Genomic DNA, 16,673 nt, shown 5'->3' on the forward strand with positions numbered 1-16,673 from the left:
TCCTTATCCCTGGGCCTTGTAGCCGTAGAGCCAATCGAGGTCGGCCGCGACGTGTTCCGGCTTGCGGATCTTCAGCACGAAGTCGCGGGCGACGCGTACGGGCCCACGGGCATGGTAGGCGAACTTGTTGAAGGCGCCGCGCGAGCGGACGCGCGACACGCGATGCTGGCGATTGCGCTCGAAGAACAGCAGCGCATCGGAAAGTGCCGCATTTCCGGTCGAGACGCCGGCGAGTTCATAGGCATCCTCGATCGCCATCGCCGCACCCTGCGCCGCAAACGGGGTCATGGCATGGGCGGCGTCGCCGATCAGGATGCGGCTCTGGCCATCGGTCCATCGGCCGTTCGAGACACCGAACAGCGGCCACCAGGTGGGCTTCGGCGCATAGGACAGAAGCGTGCGGATATCGCGGTGCCAGTTGCAGAACTGCGATGTCATTTCCGAGCGGAAGGTCGGATTGCAATCGGCCGCCCAGGTCTCGCCGGGGTTACGGCCGGTCGAGAGCGCCACGACGTTGAACGCGCCGGCATCCTTCAAGGGATAGGCGACGATATGGGCGCGCGGACCGACAAAGGCGGTGACATTGCGCGGATTGAGGAAAGACGGCGCATCGCGCTCGGGAATGATGAAGCGCCAGGCGACCATGCCTGAGAATTCCGGCGCGCCGGCCTGCGGCACGAACTGGCGGAACTTCGACCAGACGCCATCGGCGCCGATCGTGAGGTCCGGAGTCTCGCCGATCAGTTCGTGGATTTCGCTCTCGTTCTGCGCTTCAACATCGAGATTGAGCGAAATCAGCGGCTCGGCCTTGACGCGCTCGATCAGCACCTTTTGCAGGGTGGCGCGATGGATCGAGGCATAGGGTGCGCCCCAGCGTTCGCGCGCCAGGCTCTTTGTGGCGATCGAGGTGATCGGGGCGAGCGTCTGGCCGGAGACCAGACAGATATTGTCGGGTTCGCGCCACAGGCCGGAGAGTTCATCCGACAGACCGAGCTGGCCGAGCACATAGGTGGCATTGGGCGACAGCTGCAGGCCTGCGCCGACTTCCTGGAGTGCTGAGGCACGCTCGAGAATCACGGACCGGACACCCTTGCGCGCAAAGGCGAGCGCGCTCACAAGGCCGGCAACGCCGGCGCCCATAATAGCAACGGATTTCATTTGTTCTGTCCTTGGCCCATCCGGGCCTTCGCGCAACTACGCGGCGCGATCAACGAAGACACAGCCAGCCGGATCGGACTGGTTGGCTTTCAAAGCGGGGTTATACGTGTAGAGCGTCGAGCAATAAGAACAGACATTCTCATTGTCATCGCCCATGTCGATGAAGATATGCGGATGATCGAAGGGAATCGACGCACCGGTGCACATGAATTCCTTGACCCCGATCGCGATCGTCTTATATCCGCCATCGTTCTGGAAATGTGGGATGCTGTGTCCGGCCATGCAAGTCTCCGACCATATTTGTTGTGCCGCAACATAGTGTGGTTCATAGCAAAAGTGTAGAGACAAAACGCGCCCGTCTCATGAGATCGGTGCATAACTGACATGCGGGAGACGATCGCCAAAATGCATCTCAACAGCCCTGTTTTCTCGACATTCTCGCACGATGGCCTCGAATTTTCCTATTTCGATGCCGGGCACAAGGACGGACCGCCGACGCTGCTTATCCACGGATTCGCATCCTCGGCCGTGGTCAACTGGGTGCAGCCGGGCTGGCTGCAGACTCTCGGTCAAGCGGGCAGGCGGGTGATCGCCATCGACAATCGCGGCCATGGAGGAAGCTCCAAGCCGCATGATCCCGCCGCCTATCATCCGTCGCTGATGGCGGCGGACGCGGCTGCTCTGCTCGATCATCTCGGCATCGCGCGTGCCGATGTCATGGGTTATTCGATGGGGGCGAGAATCTCGACCTTCATGGCGCTCGAACATTCCGAGCGTGTCCGCTCGCTGGTGCTGGGCGGCTTGGGAATGGGGCTCGTCCATGGGGCAGGGGATTGGGACCCGATCGCCGAGGCCCTGCTTGCGCCTTCTTTGGACGACGTCAGCCACGAGCGCGGCCGTATGTTTCGCGCCTTTGCCGACAAGACTCAAAGCGACCGGCAGGCGCTGGCGGCCTGTATTTCCTCCAACAGGGCGCTGGTGAGCGAGGCGGAGTTGGCGCATGTCGTGCAGCCGGTTCTCATCGGCGTCGGAACGAAGGACGATATAGCGGGTTCCCCCCATGACCTGGCGGATCTGCTTGCGGATGCGCGGGCGGTGGATATTCCCAATCGCGACCACATGCTGGCGGTCGGGGACCGTGTGTTCAAGGCGGCGGTGCTGGACTTCCACCAGGAGATCGGCGCGGCCCATTCCTAAAGCGCCGGACATACATTATACTGATGGACCTCAGGCATGAATGAAGGAGAGCGGCTATGGCCGTAAAGAGTGAAATCAGGTCCGCCGAGCACCTGTCATCCGTGGACCCGATCTGGGATACGCTGAAGAATGAGGCGCGCATTGCCGCCGACCATGACCCCTATATGGGGACCTTTCTCTATTCGACCGTCATCAACCACAAGAGTCTTGAAGACGCCGTGATCTACCGGATCTGCGAGCGACTCGACCACCCCGACATGCCGGCAGTGCTGCTGCGCCAGACCTTCGAGGAAATGTGCGACGACCACCAGGGTTTCAGTGCCGCAATCCGCGCCGATATCCAGGCCTATTACGACCGCGATCCCGTCTGCACCCGGTTCATCGAGCCGGTGCTCTATTTCAAGGGCTTTCACGCGATCCAGACCTATCGGCTGGCGAACTGGCTTTTGAGGCAGGGTCGCAAGGATTTCGCGCTCTATCTCCAGAGCCGGTCCTCGAGCGTGTTCCAGACCGACATCAACCCGGCCGCGCGGATCGGCAAGGGATTCTTCCTCGATCATGCCACGGGCCTGGTCGTCGGTGAGACGGCTTCGATCGGCGACAATGTCTCGATCCTGCAGGGTGTGACGCTCGGTGGTACCGGCAAGGAAGCGGGCGACCGCCACCCCAAGATCGGCAACGGCGTGCTGATCGGTGCGGGCGCAAAGGTGCTCGGCAATATCACGGTCGGCGATTGCTCGCGCATCGCCGCCGGTTCGGTCGTGCTCAAGCCAGTGCCGCACAACACGACGGTTGCCGGCGTGCCGGCGAGAATCGTCGGCGAGGCGGGGTGCTCCGAGCCGTCGCGTTCGATGGACCAGGTGCATCTGCCGTCCATCGACTGAGCGACGTGGCAAAGCGGGCCGTGATGGCGGCCCGCCTGTCTGCGGGGTTTACAGCCCGAACCCAAGATGGCAAAAGCGGCGCAAATCACAGAAACCCCCGATGGAGACGCCCACGTGAAGCCCGAGGAACTCAAGAAGCTCGACGCCTATTTCAAGCGCACGTTGAACCCGAACATGGTCGTCAAGGCGCGTCCGCGCAAGAATGATTCGGCGGAGGTCTATATCGGCGAGGAATTCCTTGGCGTCATCTATCGCGACGACGAGGACGGCGATCTCTCGTATAATTTTTCGATGGCGATCCTCGACGTCGACCTTTGAAACGATTGACAAATCGCAATTTCAAGACCCGCCGCAAGGCGGGTTTTCTTTTTGCGATGCACAAGTTCGATTGACTTTTTGTGCGCTGCACCTGTATTTTAGAGATGTCACAACAAACACGACGGGACACCACCATGTTTAAATTTGATGACGCCAATCTCTACGGGAAAGAAGCCGTGGACTCCGTGCTGAAGAGCTATTCCACGGCTGCCAAGGGCTTCCAGGCAATCGCTTCGGAAACCGCTGAATACTCCAAGAAGGCGTATGAGGCCAACGTGGCCCATCTCGAGCAGCTGATGTCGGTCAAGAGCTTCGAAGCCGCGATCGAACTCAACACCTCCTTCGCGAAGTCCGCGGTGGAAGGCTATCTCGCTGAACTCAACAAGCTCGGTGAACTCTATTCCGACATCGCCAAGCAGACCTATGAGCCGGCGCAGGCCGCTGCCGCCAAGGCGACGGAAGCGGTGAAGTCGAATGTTTCCAAGGCCGCTGCCGCCGCAGCCGCCTGATCCGCCATCGGCAAACCTTTCAAAGAACCGGCTGCCCGCGGGGTGGCCGGTTTTTTCATTCCGGGACAAGGGCATCGCCGCCGCTATTTTGTCTCCATTTCTGGGCAAGTTAATGCGATTAGTGTTGCTACCCAGAAAAAGGCTCTTAAAATACTGCTTTGCGATACCACATAAGGCGTCTGGTTTGCCCTGGTGAACAGCACGCGGAACCAAAAGGTAGAATGGCAGGCATGAGCGAATACGTATACCGGATGCAGGGCGAAGACGAAGGTGGCGGCGTCACCGGAGGCCGAGGCACCTCGGTGATCACCCGTATCCAGCCGAAGGTCAAGAAGCCGAGCCTCTACCGCGTCCTGCTTCTGAACGACGACTACACGCCAATGGAATTCGTGATCCATACACTGGAACGCTTCTTCCAGAAGGACCGGGAAGCGGCGACGCGGATCATGCTGCAAGTGCACAATCATGGTGTCGGCGAATGCGGCGTCTTCACCTACGAGGTCGCCGAGACGAAGGTGATGCAAGTCATGGATTTCGCCCGGGAACACCAGCATCCGCTGCAATGTGTTATGGAAAAGAAATGAGGTTCTGATCGTGCCCACATTTTCGTCAAGCCTTGAAAAGGCCCTTCATCGGGCACTCACGCTCGCCAACGAGCGGCGACACGAATACGCTACTCTCGAACATCTCCTGCTCTCACTGATCGACGACAACGACGCTGCGGCGGTGATGCAGGCTTGCAATGTCGATCTCGACAAGCTCAAGAAGGCCGTCAGCGACTATGTCGACAACGACCTGGCCAACCTGGCAACGGGCTATGACGAGGATTCGAAGCCGACATCCGGCTTCCAGCGCGTCATCCAGCGCGCGGTGATCCATGTGCAATCCTCGGGCCGCGAAGAAGTGACCGGCGCCAACGTGCTGGTGGCGATCTTCGCCGAGCGCGAGAGCCATGCCGCCTATTTCCTGCAGGAGCAGGACATGACCCGCTACGACGCGGTCAACTATATCTCGCACGGCATTGCCAAGCGCCCCGGCGCTTCCGAGACGCGTTCTCCCAAGGGCGTCGAGGAAAGCGAGCAGGAAGCCAAGCCGACCGGCGCCAAGGACAGCGAAGACGGCCAGAAGAAGCCGCTCGACGCGCTCAAGGCCTACTGCGTCAATCTCAACGAGAAGGCCAGGAACGGCCGCATCGATCCGCTGATCGGCCGCATGGCCGAAGTCAACCGGACGATCCAGATCCTGTGCCGCCGTTCGAAGAACAATCCGCTCTATGTCGGTGACCCCGGCGTCGGCAAGACGGCGATCGCCGAGGGCCTTGCCAAGCGCATCGTCGAAAAGCAGGTTCCCGAGGCGTTGCAGAACGCGACGATCTTCTCGCTCGACATGGGCACGCTGCTCGCCGGCACCCGCTATCGCGGCGATTTCGAAGAGCGCCTGAAGCAGGTCGTCAAGGAACTCGAGGATTTCCCGGGCGCCGTGCTGTTCATCGACGAGATCCACACCGTGATCGGTGCCGGTGCGACATCGGGTGGGGCTATGGACGCCTCCAACCTCCTGAAGCCCGCGCTCTCCTCGGGTGCGATCCGTTGCATCGGCTCGACCACCTACAAGGAATACCGCCAGTTCTTCGAAAAGGACCGCGCACTGGTGCGCCGGTTCCAGAAGATAGATGTCAACGAGCCGTCCATCGACGACGCGATCGACATCATGAAGGGTCTCAAGCCCTATTTCGAAGAGTTCCACCATCTCCGTTACACGAACGACGCCATCAAGGCGGCGGTCGAGCTCTCGGCGCGCTACATCACCGACCGCAAGCTGCCCGACAAGGCCATCGACGTGATCGACGAAACCGGTGCGGCACAGATGCTGCTGCCGATCTCGAAGCGTCGCAAGCTGATTACCGAAAAGGAGATCGAGGTCACGATCGCGACCATGGCGCGGATACCGCCAAAGACTGTTTCGCGGGACGACGAAGCGGTGCTGGCCAATCTCCAGACGGAGCTTGCCGCCGTGGTCTACGGCCAGGAACTGGCGATGGAGGCCTTGGCGTCCGCGATCAAGCTGGCGCGTGCCGGCCTGCGCGAGCCCAACAAGCCGATCGGTTCCTACCTGTTCTCCGGCCCGACCGGCGTCGGCAAGACCGAAGCGGCAAAGCAGCTTGCTGGCTCTCTCGGTGTGGAATTGCTGCGCTTCGACATGTCGGAATATATGGAACGGCATACGGTTTCGCGCCTGATCGGTGCGCCTCCGGGCTATGTCGGCTTCGACCAGGGCGGACTTTTGACCGACCAGGTGGACCAGCATCCTTACTGCGTGCTTCTGCTCGATGAAATCGAGAAGGCGCATCCGGATATCTACAACATCCTGCTGCAGGTGATGGATAACGGCTCGCTGACCGACAACAACGGCAAGAAGATCGACTTCCGCAACGTGATCCTGATCATGACCACCAATGCCGGTGCGTCTGACGCGCAACGTGCGGCGATTGGCTTCGGCTCGACAAAGCGCGAAGGCGACGAAATCGAGGCGATCACCAAGCTGTTCACGCCGGAATTCCGCAATCGTCTCGACGCGATCATCCCGTTCTCGTCGCTGCCGATGTCGGTTGTCCACAAGGTGGTGCAGAAGTTCGTCATGCAGCTGGAAAGCCAGCTTGCCGAACGTCACGTTACCTTCGAACTCACCGAGGAAGCCACCAAATGGCTGTCCGAGAAGGGTTACGACGACAAGATGGGCGCGCGTCCTTTGGCCCGCGTGATCCAGGAGAACATCAAGAAGCCGCTCGCCGAGGAAATCCTTTTCGGCAAGCTCAAGAAGGGCGGCATCGTCCGCGTCTCGGTCGGCACCAAGCCTGACGGCAAGCAGGGCATCCTGCTCGAAAGCCTGCCGGATAACGTGCCGGTCAAGCCGAAGGACGAAGCGGAAGTCGCCGCCACGACCAAGGCACCGAAAAAGGCCAAGGTTGAGCCGGTCGTTGTGACCGCCTCCGCAGAGCCCGAGGACGAGGCACCCAAGCCGAAGAAGCGCGTGCCAAACGTGTCCAAGAAGGGCTAGTGAGGCGGACCTTGATTGAAACAGCTTCGGCAGCTATATTGCCGGAGTGATGGGCGAGGCGGTAACCCCGCCCATCGTTTTACTTACGCTTTTGTGAAATTAACCCGGACGGCCATTGACCAGCCCGTCCGGGTTTTCCTCACTGTAAGCGTGACGCTAAATGGTTTGCACCACATAGATCACCTCCGCGTTCGAAGGCGAGGCACTCGCCTGATGTCGATGTGGCCTATCCCCATCGATGCGCCGCTGGCCCCGACGCTTTCTGCTTCCGCCCCCGAATTCTCGACGAATAGCATTGCAACTCCATCTTCGGTAGCAATTTTTGTGACCGTGGTTGCACGTGGTGGCATCTTTGAAAGGGGCTACCTTTTGGCTGGCGATCCGCCAAAAACCCCTGTATCAATTTCTGGCCGAAAGGCGCCAGGCAACCGGAGGGCGGGACGGGGATGCGGATTTTCTCCTATGTATTCAACTACAAGGCCGTTCCCTATGCCGAGATTCGGGCGTTCTGTGTACACCTGCTGACAGCGTCCGGTTCGTTTCTCGCTTTTCTCGGTGTTGTCGCCGCGGCAGAGCATCGCTTCGTCGATATGTTCTGGTGGCTGGGCCTGGCGCTGGTGGTCGATGGCATCGATGGCCCGATTGCGCGCAAGGTGCGCGTCAAGGAAGTGCTGCCCAACTGGTCGGGCGATACACTCGACAACATCATCGATTACGTGACCTACGTGCTGCTGCCGGCATTCGCGCTCTACCAGAGCGGCATGATCGGCGAGCCGTGGTCCTTCGTCGCGGCCGGGATCATCGTCGTGTCCTCGGCGATCTACTATGCCGATATGGGCATGAAGACGGATGAGTATTTCTTCTCGGGCTTCCCCGTCGTGTGGAACATGGTGGTGTTCACGCTCTTCGTCATCAAGCCGAGCGAGAACGTCGCATTCGTCATCGTCGTCGTCTCGGCGATACTGTCCTTCTTCCCGATCTGGTTCCTGCATCCCGTTCGCGTCAAACGGCTGAGGCTGGTCAATCTCGCCGTCTTCGCAGTCTGGGCCGTTCTGTCCGGCATCGCCCTGCTCAAGCATTTCAATTCGCCGGACTGGGTCGTCTGGGGCGTGGTGGCGACGGGGCTCTATATGTACTGCATCGGCTTTGTGCTGCAGATCTTCCCAAATCTCGGACGGAGTGAGTGACATGAAGAGCAGGGCTATTCTGATCCGCAGCTATGGCGGCCCCGAAGTGCTGGAGTTGGCCGAGATCGACGTGCCGCTTCCCGGCGCGGGTGAAGTGCAGATCCATCACACCGCGATCGGTCTCAATTTCGCCGATACCTACTATCGGACCGGTCTCTACAAGCCGGCCGGAGGCCTGCCCTTCGTCGCGGGCAGCGAAGGTGCGGGCACCGTGGTTGCGGTGGGCGAGGGGGTGGACGACTTCCGCATCGGCGACCGTGTCGCCTATCCCAACAACGACGGAGCCTATTGCGACTATCGCAATATCCGTGCGAGCGCCTTGGTGGCGCTGCCCGACGACATTCCGTTCGAGGTCGCCGCAGCGATGATGACCAAGGGCATGACGGTGGAGTTCCTGCTCAACCGCACCTACCAGGTGGGGCCGGAGACGGTTCTGCTCTGGCACGCGGCCGCCGGCGGTGTCGGCCTTATCGCCTGCCAATGGGCAAAGGCACTCGGCGCAACCGTGATCGGGACGGCCGGCAGCGCCGACAAGGTCAAGCTGGCGCTGGAGCATGGCTGCGACCACGTGATCAATTATCGTGAGGAGGATTTTGCCGCACGCGTCAAGGAACTGACGGCTGGCAAAGGTGTGGACGTGGTCTACGACTCGGTCGGCAAGGATACGTTCCCGATGTCGCTGGATTGCCTCAAGCCGCGCGGGCTCTGGGTCACGTTTGGCAATGCATCGGGTCCGGTCGAGCCGTTGGCACCATTGGTTCTTCTTCAGAAGGGTTCGCTCTTCATGACGCGGCCGACACTCGGCCACTATATCGCGACGCGGCAGGAGCTTAACAAATGTGCAGAGGCTCTTTTTGCTATTGTGCGAGGCAACAAAGTGGTTATCAATGTCAATCAGACCTACCCTTTGGCTGACGCCGCAAGAGCGCATGCCGATCTGGAGGCAAGAAGAACGAGCGGAACAACATTGCTGATACCCTAATAAAAACAAAGGGATCAGGTAAGACTGGGGAAATCGGTGACGGAGAATGCTGCGGGCGACGTAAGCCCGCTCCTTGAGGTGCGAAATATCACCAAGCTCTTCGGGTCGTTCGCGGCCTGCAGCGGGATCGACCTCAAGATCGCGCCCGGTGAGATTCATGCATTGCTCGGGGAGAACGGCGCCGGCAAATCCACCCTGGTGAAGATGCTGTTCGGCGTTCTGGCGCCGAGTTCCGGCGAGATTATCTGGAATGGCGCGCCTGTGACGATCGGCAGCCCCGGCGAAGCGCGCAAGACCGGCATCGGCATGGTGTTCCAGCATTTCTCGCTGTTCGAGGCCTTGACCGTCGCCGAGAATATCGCGCTCTCGCTTGACGCGAATATCCCGCTTTCAAAGATCGCACAGGAAGCGGAGCAACTATCCAAAGCCTATGGGTTGCCGCTTGATCCCAATTCACATGTGGCCGATCTCTCGGTCGGCGAACGCCAGCGCATCGAGATCGTCCGCGCGCTGCTGCAGAACCCGAAACTCATCATCCTTGACGAGCCGACCTCGGTGCTGACGCCGCAGGAGGCCGACAAGCTGTTCGAAACATTGATGAAGCTGAAGGCCGAGGGGCGCTCGGTGCTCTATATCAGCCACCGGCTCGAGGAGGTTCAGCGCATCTGCGACAAGGCAACCGTGCTGCGCCACGGCAAGGTCACTGGCGCCTGCGACCCCCGGCAGGAGACGCCGGCATCGCTGGCGCGCATGATGGTGGGTTCGAACGTTGCCGAGGTCGAGAAGACCGTTTCGGATGCCAGCGGCCCGATCGGGTTGGAAATGAGGTCGCTCAGTGCACCTGGTCGTTCGCCTTTTGCTGTCGCCCTCAAGAATGTGTCGCTGGATGTCCATGCCGGCGAGGTTCTGGCGATCGCCGGTGTCGCGGGCAACGGACAGGGGGAGCTTTTCGACGTGCTCTCCGGAGAATATACCGTGCCCGACAACGACGCCGTGAAGATCCGTGGCAATTCGGTCGGCCGGACCGGCATCTCGGCGCGCCGGCTGCTCGGTGCGGCTTTCGTGCCCGAGGAGCGCCATGGCCACGGTGCCGTCACCGCCATGAGCCTGTCGGACAATATGGTCCTGTCGCGCAATGCGTCGGACCGGAAGGCCTTCCTCGCCGGCGGCGCGCTCAAGATCATCCGCTCATCGACGATCAAGGCGGCCACGAAGCGCATCTGCGAGACGATGGACGTGCGCAAGAGCGGCGAGGACCCGGCGGCGGGCTCGCTATCGGGCGGCAATCTGCAGAAATTCATCGTCGGCCGCGAACTCGACAGGCAACCTGGTGTGATGGTGGTCAACCAGCCGACCTGGGGCGTGGATGCCGGTGCAGCAAGCCGCATCCGCCAGGCGTTGGTCGACCTGGCGAAAGCCGGTTCGGCGGTGCTGGTGATCAGCCAGGATCTCGACGAGATTTTCGAGGTCGCAACCCATGTCGCGGTCATCCATGACGGCAAGCTTTCGGCGGTGTATCCCGCAGCCGAGATGGACCGCGAGAAAATCGGCCTGCTGATGGGCGGCATGGATGCGCACCGGGAGCCGGTCAATGCACATTGAACTGGAAAAGCGCCCGAATGCGTCGAAGCTCTTCACGTTTCTCTCGCCGTTCATCGCGCTGCTGCTGACGCTGATCTGCGGCTTCATCCTGTTTGCCGCACTCGGCAAGGATCCCTGGCAGGCGCTCTATCTGTTCTTCATCGATCCGCTGCGTGAGGAATGGTCGCTGCATGAACTGGCGATCAAGGCAGGGCCGCTGATCCTGATCGGCGTCGGGCTTTCCGTCTGTTATCGCGCCGGCAACTGGAATATCGGCGCCGAGGGGCAGTTCATTTTCGGCGGCATTTTCGGCTCGGCCATCCCGGTACTTTTCCACACATGGACAGGCCCGTGGCTGCTGCCGTTGATGATGCTGATGGGCATGGTTGGCGGTGCATTTTATGCCGCTATCCCGGCACTGCTCAAGACGAAATTCAACACCAACGAAATCCTGACCAGCCTGATGCTGGTCTATGTCGCACAGCTCTTTCTCGACTGGCTGGTGCGCGGGCCGTGGCGCAATCCCGAGGGCAACAATTTTCCCGAGACGCGGATGTTCGATCCGTCCGGCGTGCTGCCCGCGATATGGGAAAGTTCCGGGCGCGCGCATTGGGGCTTTGTCTTCGCCATCGTCGCCGCCGTGCTCCTGTGGTTCATGATGGAATTCACACTGCGCGGCTATCAGGTCAAGGTGCTCGGCCAATCTTCGCGGGCAGGGCGGTTTGCCGGCTTCTCGGCCTCGGGCATGGTGTGGTTCTCGTTCCTGCTCTCCGGTGCGCTTGCCGGATTGGCCGGGATCGCCGAGGTCTCGGGCGCGATGGGTCAGCTCCGGCCGTCGATATCGCCGGGCTACGGCTTCACCGCGATCATCGTTGCCTTCCTCGGCCGGCTCAGCCCGATCGGCATCATTGTTTCCGGACTTATTCTGGCGCTCACCTATCTCGGTGGCGAGGCGGCACAGCTGTCGCTCGGCGTATCGGAAAAGGTCACGCGGCTGTTCCAGGGCCTGCTGCTGTTCTTCGTCCTCTCATGCGATACGCTGATCATGTACAAGATCCGGTTTAACTGGACGCGGCTGACGGGAGCCCGGCCATGACCGTTTTCGAATCGATCCTGATCACCATCATCACCGCATCGACACCGCTGCTCCTCGCCTCCATCGGTGAATTGGTGACGGAGCGCGCCGGCGTGCTCAATCTCGGCGTCGAAGGCATGATGGTGATGGGCGCCGTCGTTGCCTTTGCCGTGACGCAGATGAGTGGTTCGCCCTATATCGGGGTGCTCGGGGGCATCGGCGCCGGCATGCTGATGTCGCTGCTGTTTGGTTTTCTCACGCTGACGTTGGTCGCCAACCAGGTCGCGACGGGTCTTGCGCTGACCATCCTGGGGCTTGGACTGTCGGGCATGGTCGGCGAGCCGTTCGTCGGCGTCCAGGGCATCAAACTGCCGGCGTTGCTGCCGACCTGGCTCAGCGATATTCCCTATGTGGGGCGCGTCATCCTGGGACAGGACTTGATCTTCTATACTTCAATTGCGCTGGTCTTCGGCGTCAGTTGGTTTCTGTTCCGCACCCGGTCGGGCCTCGTGCTCCGCTCTGTCGGTGACAATCACGCCTCGGCGCATGCGCTGGGCTTGAACGTCATCGGCATCCGCTATCTCGCCGTGATGTTCGGCGGCGCCTGCGCAGGTCTCGCCGGCGCGCATCTCTCCCTCGTCTATACGCCGCAATGGGTGGAGAACATGACGGCGGGACGTGGCTGGATCGCGCTCGCACTGGTGGTCTTTGCCTCATGGCGGCCCTGGCGGCTGCTGATCGGCGGTTATCTCTTCGGTGCTGTCTCCATCGGGCAGCTCCATGCGCAGGCCTTTGGAATTGCCGTTCCGGCTCAGTTCCTCTCGGCTTTGCCTTATGTGGCGACAGTCCTCGTGCTGATCGTCATTTCGCAGAATCGGCGGCTCACGCTGATCAACACGCCCGCATCGCTCGGGAAGAGCTTCGTTCCCGACCGGTGAACCAACATGTAAGAGTACCAACCACAGGGGTTTAACAATGAAAAAAATGATCCTCGCACTCGCGGCGACCGCCGCCGTCCTGGGCTTTTCGGTCAGTGCGCAAGCCGCCGACAAGCTGAAAGTCTGCTTCCTCTATGTCGGCTCGAAGACCGATGGCGGCTGGACGCAGGCGCATGAAATCGGCCGTCAATTGCTCGAAAAGGAACTGGGTGACAAGATCGAGACGCAGTATCTCGAAAACGTGCCCGAGGGTCCGGATGCCGAGCGCGCCATCGAGCGTTTTGCCCGCTCGGGCTGCGGTCTGGTCTTCACGACCTCGTTCGGCTTCATGGACCAGACCGTCAAGGTCGCCGCGAAATTCCCGGATGTGAAGTTCGAGCACGCCACCGGCTACAAGACGGCGCCGAACCTGACCGCCTACAATTCGCGCTTCTATGAAGGCCGCTATATCCTCGGCCAGATCGCGGCGAAAATGTCGAAGACTGGCACGGCTGCCTATATCGCCTCGTTCCCGATCCCGGAAGTCGTGCAGGGCATCGACTCCTTCGTAATCGGCGCGCGTTCGATCAACCCCGAGTTCAAACTCAAGGTCATCTGGGTCAACACCTGGTTCGACGCCGGCAAGGAAGCTGACGCCGCCAAGGCTGCGATCGACCAGGGCGTCGATATCATCACGCAACATACCGACTCGACCGCCCCGATGCAGATCGCGGAGGAACGCAAGATCCACGCCTTCGGCCAGGCATCCGACATGATCAAGGCCGGCCCGAATGCGCAGCTGACGGCGATCGTCGACAACTGGGGCGCCTATTATGTCGAGCGCGTCAAGGCGGTCCTCGACGGCACGTGGAAGAGCCAGATGAGCTGGGATGGCCTGGCGCAGAACGTGCTCTACATGGCGCCCTACACCAACATGCCCGACGATGTGAAGAAGATGGCCGAGGAGACCGAAGCCAAGATCAAGTCGGGGGAACTGAAGCCCTTCACCGGCCCGATCAAGAAGCAGGACGGTTCCGAGTGGCTGGCGGCCGGTGTCAGCGCCGATGACGGCGTGCTCGGCGGCCTGAACTTCTTCGTCGAAGGCGTCGAAGGCGAATTGCCGAAGTAAGCGACCACGATATCAGAAGAAGCAAGGTCTAAATTGACCCCCGGGACTTGGACATCCAACCCCGGGGGTTTGCATGTCCAAGTACAGCCTGTCGTTCAAACAGATCAGTACGGCAGGGCGATCTCGTCCTTGACCGGCCCGATGACAACGCTCGTTTCTATGCCGAACACACCCGGCAGCTCGGACAGCACTGAGCGCAGGAAATTGTTGTAGGTATCCATGTCGGGCATGCGCATTTCGAGCACATAGTCATGAGCCCCCGTCACCAGATTGCACGTCGTCACCTCGGGCAGTCGACGAATGCGATCTTCGAAATCGGCAATCGTCGGACGATCGCGGCTCTGCAGCTTGATGAAGGCGAAGAGCTGGAGCCCATAGCCGCAGGCCTTCATGTCGACATCCAGCGTATAGCGGCGGATGATGCCTTCGTCTTCCAGCCGCCGGATGCGCCGGCGAACCGGAGTCGCCGACCGGTTCACCTGCTCGGCCACGCGCTCGACGCTTTGCCGCGCATCCTGGCTCAGAACTTGGAGGATTTTGGCGTCGGTTTTATCAAGTGTAGTCATTATCGACTAATAGCTTCATTATTTTGACCAAAACAAGTGGGATTCTTTCGCTCGCCTGCGCAGATGATGGTCAAAGAAATCCACAGCTGGGAGCGTGACGTGGCAAAGAATTTCCGACGCACACATATTGACGGTCATCCGCTGCATCCATCCACCCAGATGACGGCCTTCGGCTATGATCCCTCTCTGTCCGAAGGTGCCGTCAAGCCGCCGGTGTTCCTGACCTCGACCTTCGCTTTCGCCAGTGCCGAGGAAGGCGCTGATTTCTTCGACGTCGTCGCCGGCCGCAAGCCCGCACCCGAGGGCATGGGCGCCGGAGGCCTCGTCTATTCGCGCTTCAACCATCCGAACCTCGAAATCGTGGAAGACCGGCTGGCGATCTACGACCATGCGGAAAAGGCGCTGGTGACATCGTCGGGCATGGCGGCGATCAGCGCCGTCGCCCTTGCCTACCTGCGGCCGGGCGATGCGCTGGTGCACTCCACGCCGCTCTATGGCGGCACCGAGACGCTCTTTCGCAAGGTTTTCACCCAGTGGGGAATCAAGCCCATCCCCTTCGTCGATGGCACCGAGGACGAATCCCTGGTCTACATGCTTGAGAAGGCGGCGCGGCACGGACCGGTCAAGATGGTCTACCTCGAAACGCCCGCCAATCCGACCAACGCGACGATCGATCTTCAGCTCATCCGCAGCACGGTCGACAGCTGGTCGCGCGCCACCGGCCAGAAGCCGATCATCGTCTGCGACAACACGATGCTCGGGCCGGTCTTCCAGACCCCGCTCGATTTCGGCATCGATATCTGCGTCTACTCGCTGACCAAGTATGTCGGCGGCCATTCCGACCTGGTTGCGGGCGGTATCACCGGGTCGCGCGAACTGTTGGCGCCGGTGCGCCAGGCCCGATCGGCCTATGGTTTCCAGCTCGATCCGCATTCGTGCTGGATGCTGTCGCGATCGATGGAAACCCTGGCGCTGCGCATGGAGCGCGCTGCGGAGTCGGCGAAGAAGGTCGCAGATTGGCTGGCCGGCAATCCATTCATTCCCGCAAGCGTGCTTCACGTCGATCACGACCTGCCGGAGGCCGAAAAGGCGGTCCATGCACGCCAGTGCTCAGGCGCGGGCTCGACCTTTTCCTTCGTCATCCCCGACGACCGTGCTCTCGCCTTCCGCATTCTCAACAACCTCAGCATCTTCAAGCTGGCGGTTTCGCTCGGCGGCTCGGAATCGCTGGCCTGCCATCCGGCCTCGACAACCCATTCCGGCGTCCCGATCGAGGCACGTAGCCAGACAGGTGTCAACGAGGGGCTGATCCGGCTTTCGGTCGGTCTCGAGCACCCCGACGATCTGATCCACGATCTGGAACAGGCTTTCCGGCGCGCGGTGGCTGGGAATGGTTGATAGAGATGCTCAGGGCCGGCTTATGGCGGTTCGCCCAGTCGTCCATTCGACGGCGCGAACTTCGTCTAGAGATCAACGACTGCCGTGATCCAGACACATACGGCCATGATCCAAAGCACAGTGCTACCCAGGTACAGAGGGTTTGTTGCGACAATGCCGACAGTTTCCATGGCGCCCTCCGATTGCCGATGATTCGGATAGGCCATGATAGCGCCGTTGGGTCAATTAAACCAAAAAAGATTGCTGGGGACAGGGGCACTGTTGTGGGGATCGAGTTTCGTTGGGACGCGATACGGATTGAAGGCGCTCAATGGGTTTCCCAGTTGTGCCCGGCATGTGGTCTGAGTAGCGGGCCGGTAATAACACGCTCGCAAAAATCCTGCCTGCGGAGGGCTGGCCCTAAGAAAACTTACCGATGAGCCGGTCTTTTTTCCGACTGTATGCCAGTCATTCCGAGAATCTCACGCGTGACTTCCGCTCGGCCGTGTATATATAACGAAAATGTTGTGTATTTCGTTGAATGTCCGACTTTATTTGTGGAATTCTTTCACCCAGCAGCTATACTCTGCGAGCTTGGCGCGGGGGACACGTGATGAGGATTCAGGCGTATATTCTAGGCGCAGAACTTCTTATTATAATTTGGCTAGCGATAATCTACGCTGTCTCGTGGCTGGTAGGCTGATCGAGAGGTAAGCCGCCATGTTGCTTGCGTAAG

The 16,673-nt window shown here is 60.4% G+C and carries 16 protein-coding genes; 13 read left to right on the forward strand and 3 right to left on the reverse strand.

The genetic code is table 11. The features are described from left to right. Positions 1 to 3 precede the first annotated feature (3 nt). Together ACSQ26_RS10130 and ACSQ26_RS10135 are read right to left on the reverse strand one after the other, a co-directional pair. On the reverse strand, positions 4 to 1,158 hold the full coding sequence (locus tag ACSQ26_RS10130) for an FAD-dependent monooxygenase (RefSeq protein WP_436008413.1): 1,155 nt from the start codon (positions 1,156 to 1,158) through the stop codon (positions 4 to 6). A 36-nt stretch (positions 1,159 to 1,194) separates the two neighbouring features. Next, positions 1,195 to 1,440 (reverse strand): zinc-finger domain-containing protein, encoded by a 246-nt coding sequence (locus ACSQ26_RS10135; RefSeq protein ID WP_436008414.1) that lies wholly within the window; start codon positions 1,438 to 1,440, stop codon positions 1,195 to 1,197. Positions 1,441 to 1,563: 123 nt separating this feature from the next. Between ACSQ26_RS10135 and ACSQ26_RS10140 the strand changes: the two genes are divergently transcribed. The 12 genes from ACSQ26_RS10140 (at position 1,564) to ACSQ26_RS10195 (ending at position 13,994) form a co-directional block, all read left to right on the forward strand. Continuing rightward, positions 1,564 to 2,355 (forward strand): alpha/beta fold hydrolase, encoded by a 792-nt coding sequence (locus ACSQ26_RS10140; RefSeq protein WP_436015189.1) that lies wholly within the window; start codon positions 1,564 to 1,566, stop codon positions 2,353 to 2,355. A gap of 56 nt (positions 2,356 to 2,411) precedes the next feature. Next, positions 2,412 to 3,239, forward strand: a complete 828-nt coding sequence (gene cysE / locus ACSQ26_RS10145) for a serine O-acetyltransferase (RefSeq protein ID WP_436008415.1) — start codon at positions 2,412 to 2,414, stop codon at positions 3,237 to 3,239. A 114-nt stretch (positions 3,240 to 3,353) separates the two neighbouring features. Further along, positions 3,354 to 3,557 carry a DUF3126 family protein gene (locus ACSQ26_RS10150; RefSeq protein ID WP_436008416.1) on the forward strand — a complete coding sequence of 68 codons (204 nt, stop codon included), beginning with the start codon at positions 3,354 to 3,356 and terminating at the stop codon, positions 3,555 to 3,557. Positions 3,558 to 3,691: 134 nt separating this feature from the next. Beyond that, positions 3,692 to 4,066: a phasin family protein gene (locus tag ACSQ26_RS10155; protein ID WP_436008417.1), complete on the forward strand. Its 375-nt coding sequence runs from the start codon at positions 3,692 to 3,694 to the stop codon at positions 4,064 to 4,066. Positions 4,067 to 4,296: 230 nt separating this feature from the next. After that, positions 4,297 to 4,650 carry an ATP-dependent Clp protease adapter ClpS gene (gene clpS / locus ACSQ26_RS10160; RefSeq protein ID WP_436008418.1) on the forward strand — a complete coding sequence of 118 codons (354 nt, stop codon included), beginning with the start codon at positions 4,297 to 4,299 and terminating at the stop codon, positions 4,648 to 4,650. 10 nt (positions 4,651 to 4,660) lie between these two features. Further along, positions 4,661 to 7,123 carry an ATP-dependent Clp protease ATP-binding subunit ClpA gene (gene clpA / locus ACSQ26_RS10165; RefSeq protein ID WP_436008419.1) on the forward strand — a complete coding sequence of 821 codons (2,463 nt, stop codon included), beginning with the start codon at positions 4,661 to 4,663 and terminating at the stop codon, positions 7,121 to 7,123. A gap of 446 nt (positions 7,124 to 7,569) precedes the next feature. Then, entirely contained in the window at positions 7,570 to 8,310 is a 741-nt protein-coding gene (gene pcsA / locus ACSQ26_RS10170; protein WP_436008420.1) for a phosphatidylcholine synthase, read from the forward strand. Between the two features lies 1 nt (position 8,311). Next, on the forward strand, positions 8,312 to 9,292 hold the full coding sequence (locus tag ACSQ26_RS10175; protein ID WP_436008421.1) for a quinone oxidoreductase family protein: 981 nt from the start codon (positions 8,312 to 8,314) through the stop codon (positions 9,290 to 9,292). Between the two features lie 36 nt (positions 9,293 to 9,328). Further along, positions 9,329 to 10,894 carry an ABC transporter ATP-binding protein gene (locus ACSQ26_RS10180; protein WP_436008422.1) on the forward strand — a complete coding sequence of 522 codons (1,566 nt, stop codon included), beginning with the start codon at positions 9,329 to 9,331 and terminating at the stop codon, positions 10,892 to 10,894. Then, positions 10,884 to 11,969 carry an ABC transporter permease gene (locus ACSQ26_RS10185; RefSeq protein ID WP_436008423.1) on the forward strand — a complete coding sequence of 362 codons (1,086 nt, stop codon included), beginning with the start codon at positions 10,884 to 10,886 and terminating at the stop codon, positions 11,967 to 11,969. The genes ACSQ26_RS10180 and ACSQ26_RS10185 overlap by 11 nt, the downstream gene beginning before the upstream one ends. Further along, positions 11,966 to 12,886 carry an ABC transporter permease gene (locus ACSQ26_RS10190; RefSeq protein ID WP_436008424.1) on the forward strand — a complete coding sequence of 307 codons (921 nt, stop codon included), beginning with the start codon at positions 11,966 to 11,968 and terminating at the stop codon, positions 12,884 to 12,886. The genes ACSQ26_RS10185 and ACSQ26_RS10190 overlap by 4 nt, the downstream gene beginning before the upstream one ends. Before the next feature lie 37 nt (positions 12,887 to 12,923). Beyond that, positions 12,924 to 13,994, forward strand: a complete 1,071-nt coding sequence (locus tag ACSQ26_RS10195; RefSeq protein WP_436008425.1) for a BMP family ABC transporter substrate-binding protein — start codon at positions 12,924 to 12,926, stop codon at positions 13,992 to 13,994. 104 nt (positions 13,995 to 14,098) lie between these two features. Here the strand turns inward: ACSQ26_RS10195 and ACSQ26_RS10200 are convergent, their stop codons facing one another. Then, on the reverse strand, positions 14,099 to 14,560 hold the full coding sequence (locus ACSQ26_RS10200; protein WP_258162095.1) for an Lrp/AsnC family transcriptional regulator: 462 nt from the start codon (positions 14,558 to 14,560) through the stop codon (positions 14,099 to 14,101). 99 nt (positions 14,561 to 14,659) lie between these two features. Between ACSQ26_RS10200 and ACSQ26_RS10205 the strand changes: the two genes are divergently transcribed. Beyond that, positions 14,660 to 15,958: a cystathionine gamma-synthase family protein gene (locus tag ACSQ26_RS10205; RefSeq protein WP_436008426.1), complete on the forward strand. Its 1,299-nt coding sequence runs from the start codon at positions 14,660 to 14,662 to the stop codon at positions 15,956 to 15,958. Positions 15,959 to 16,673 lie beyond the last annotated feature (715 nt).

Origin of the sequence: Rhizobium sp. LjRoot254, assembly GCF_964254105.1 — a bacterium.
Taxonomy (GTDB): Bacteria; Pseudomonadota; Alphaproteobacteria; order Rhizobiales; family Rhizobiaceae; genus Rhizobium_E.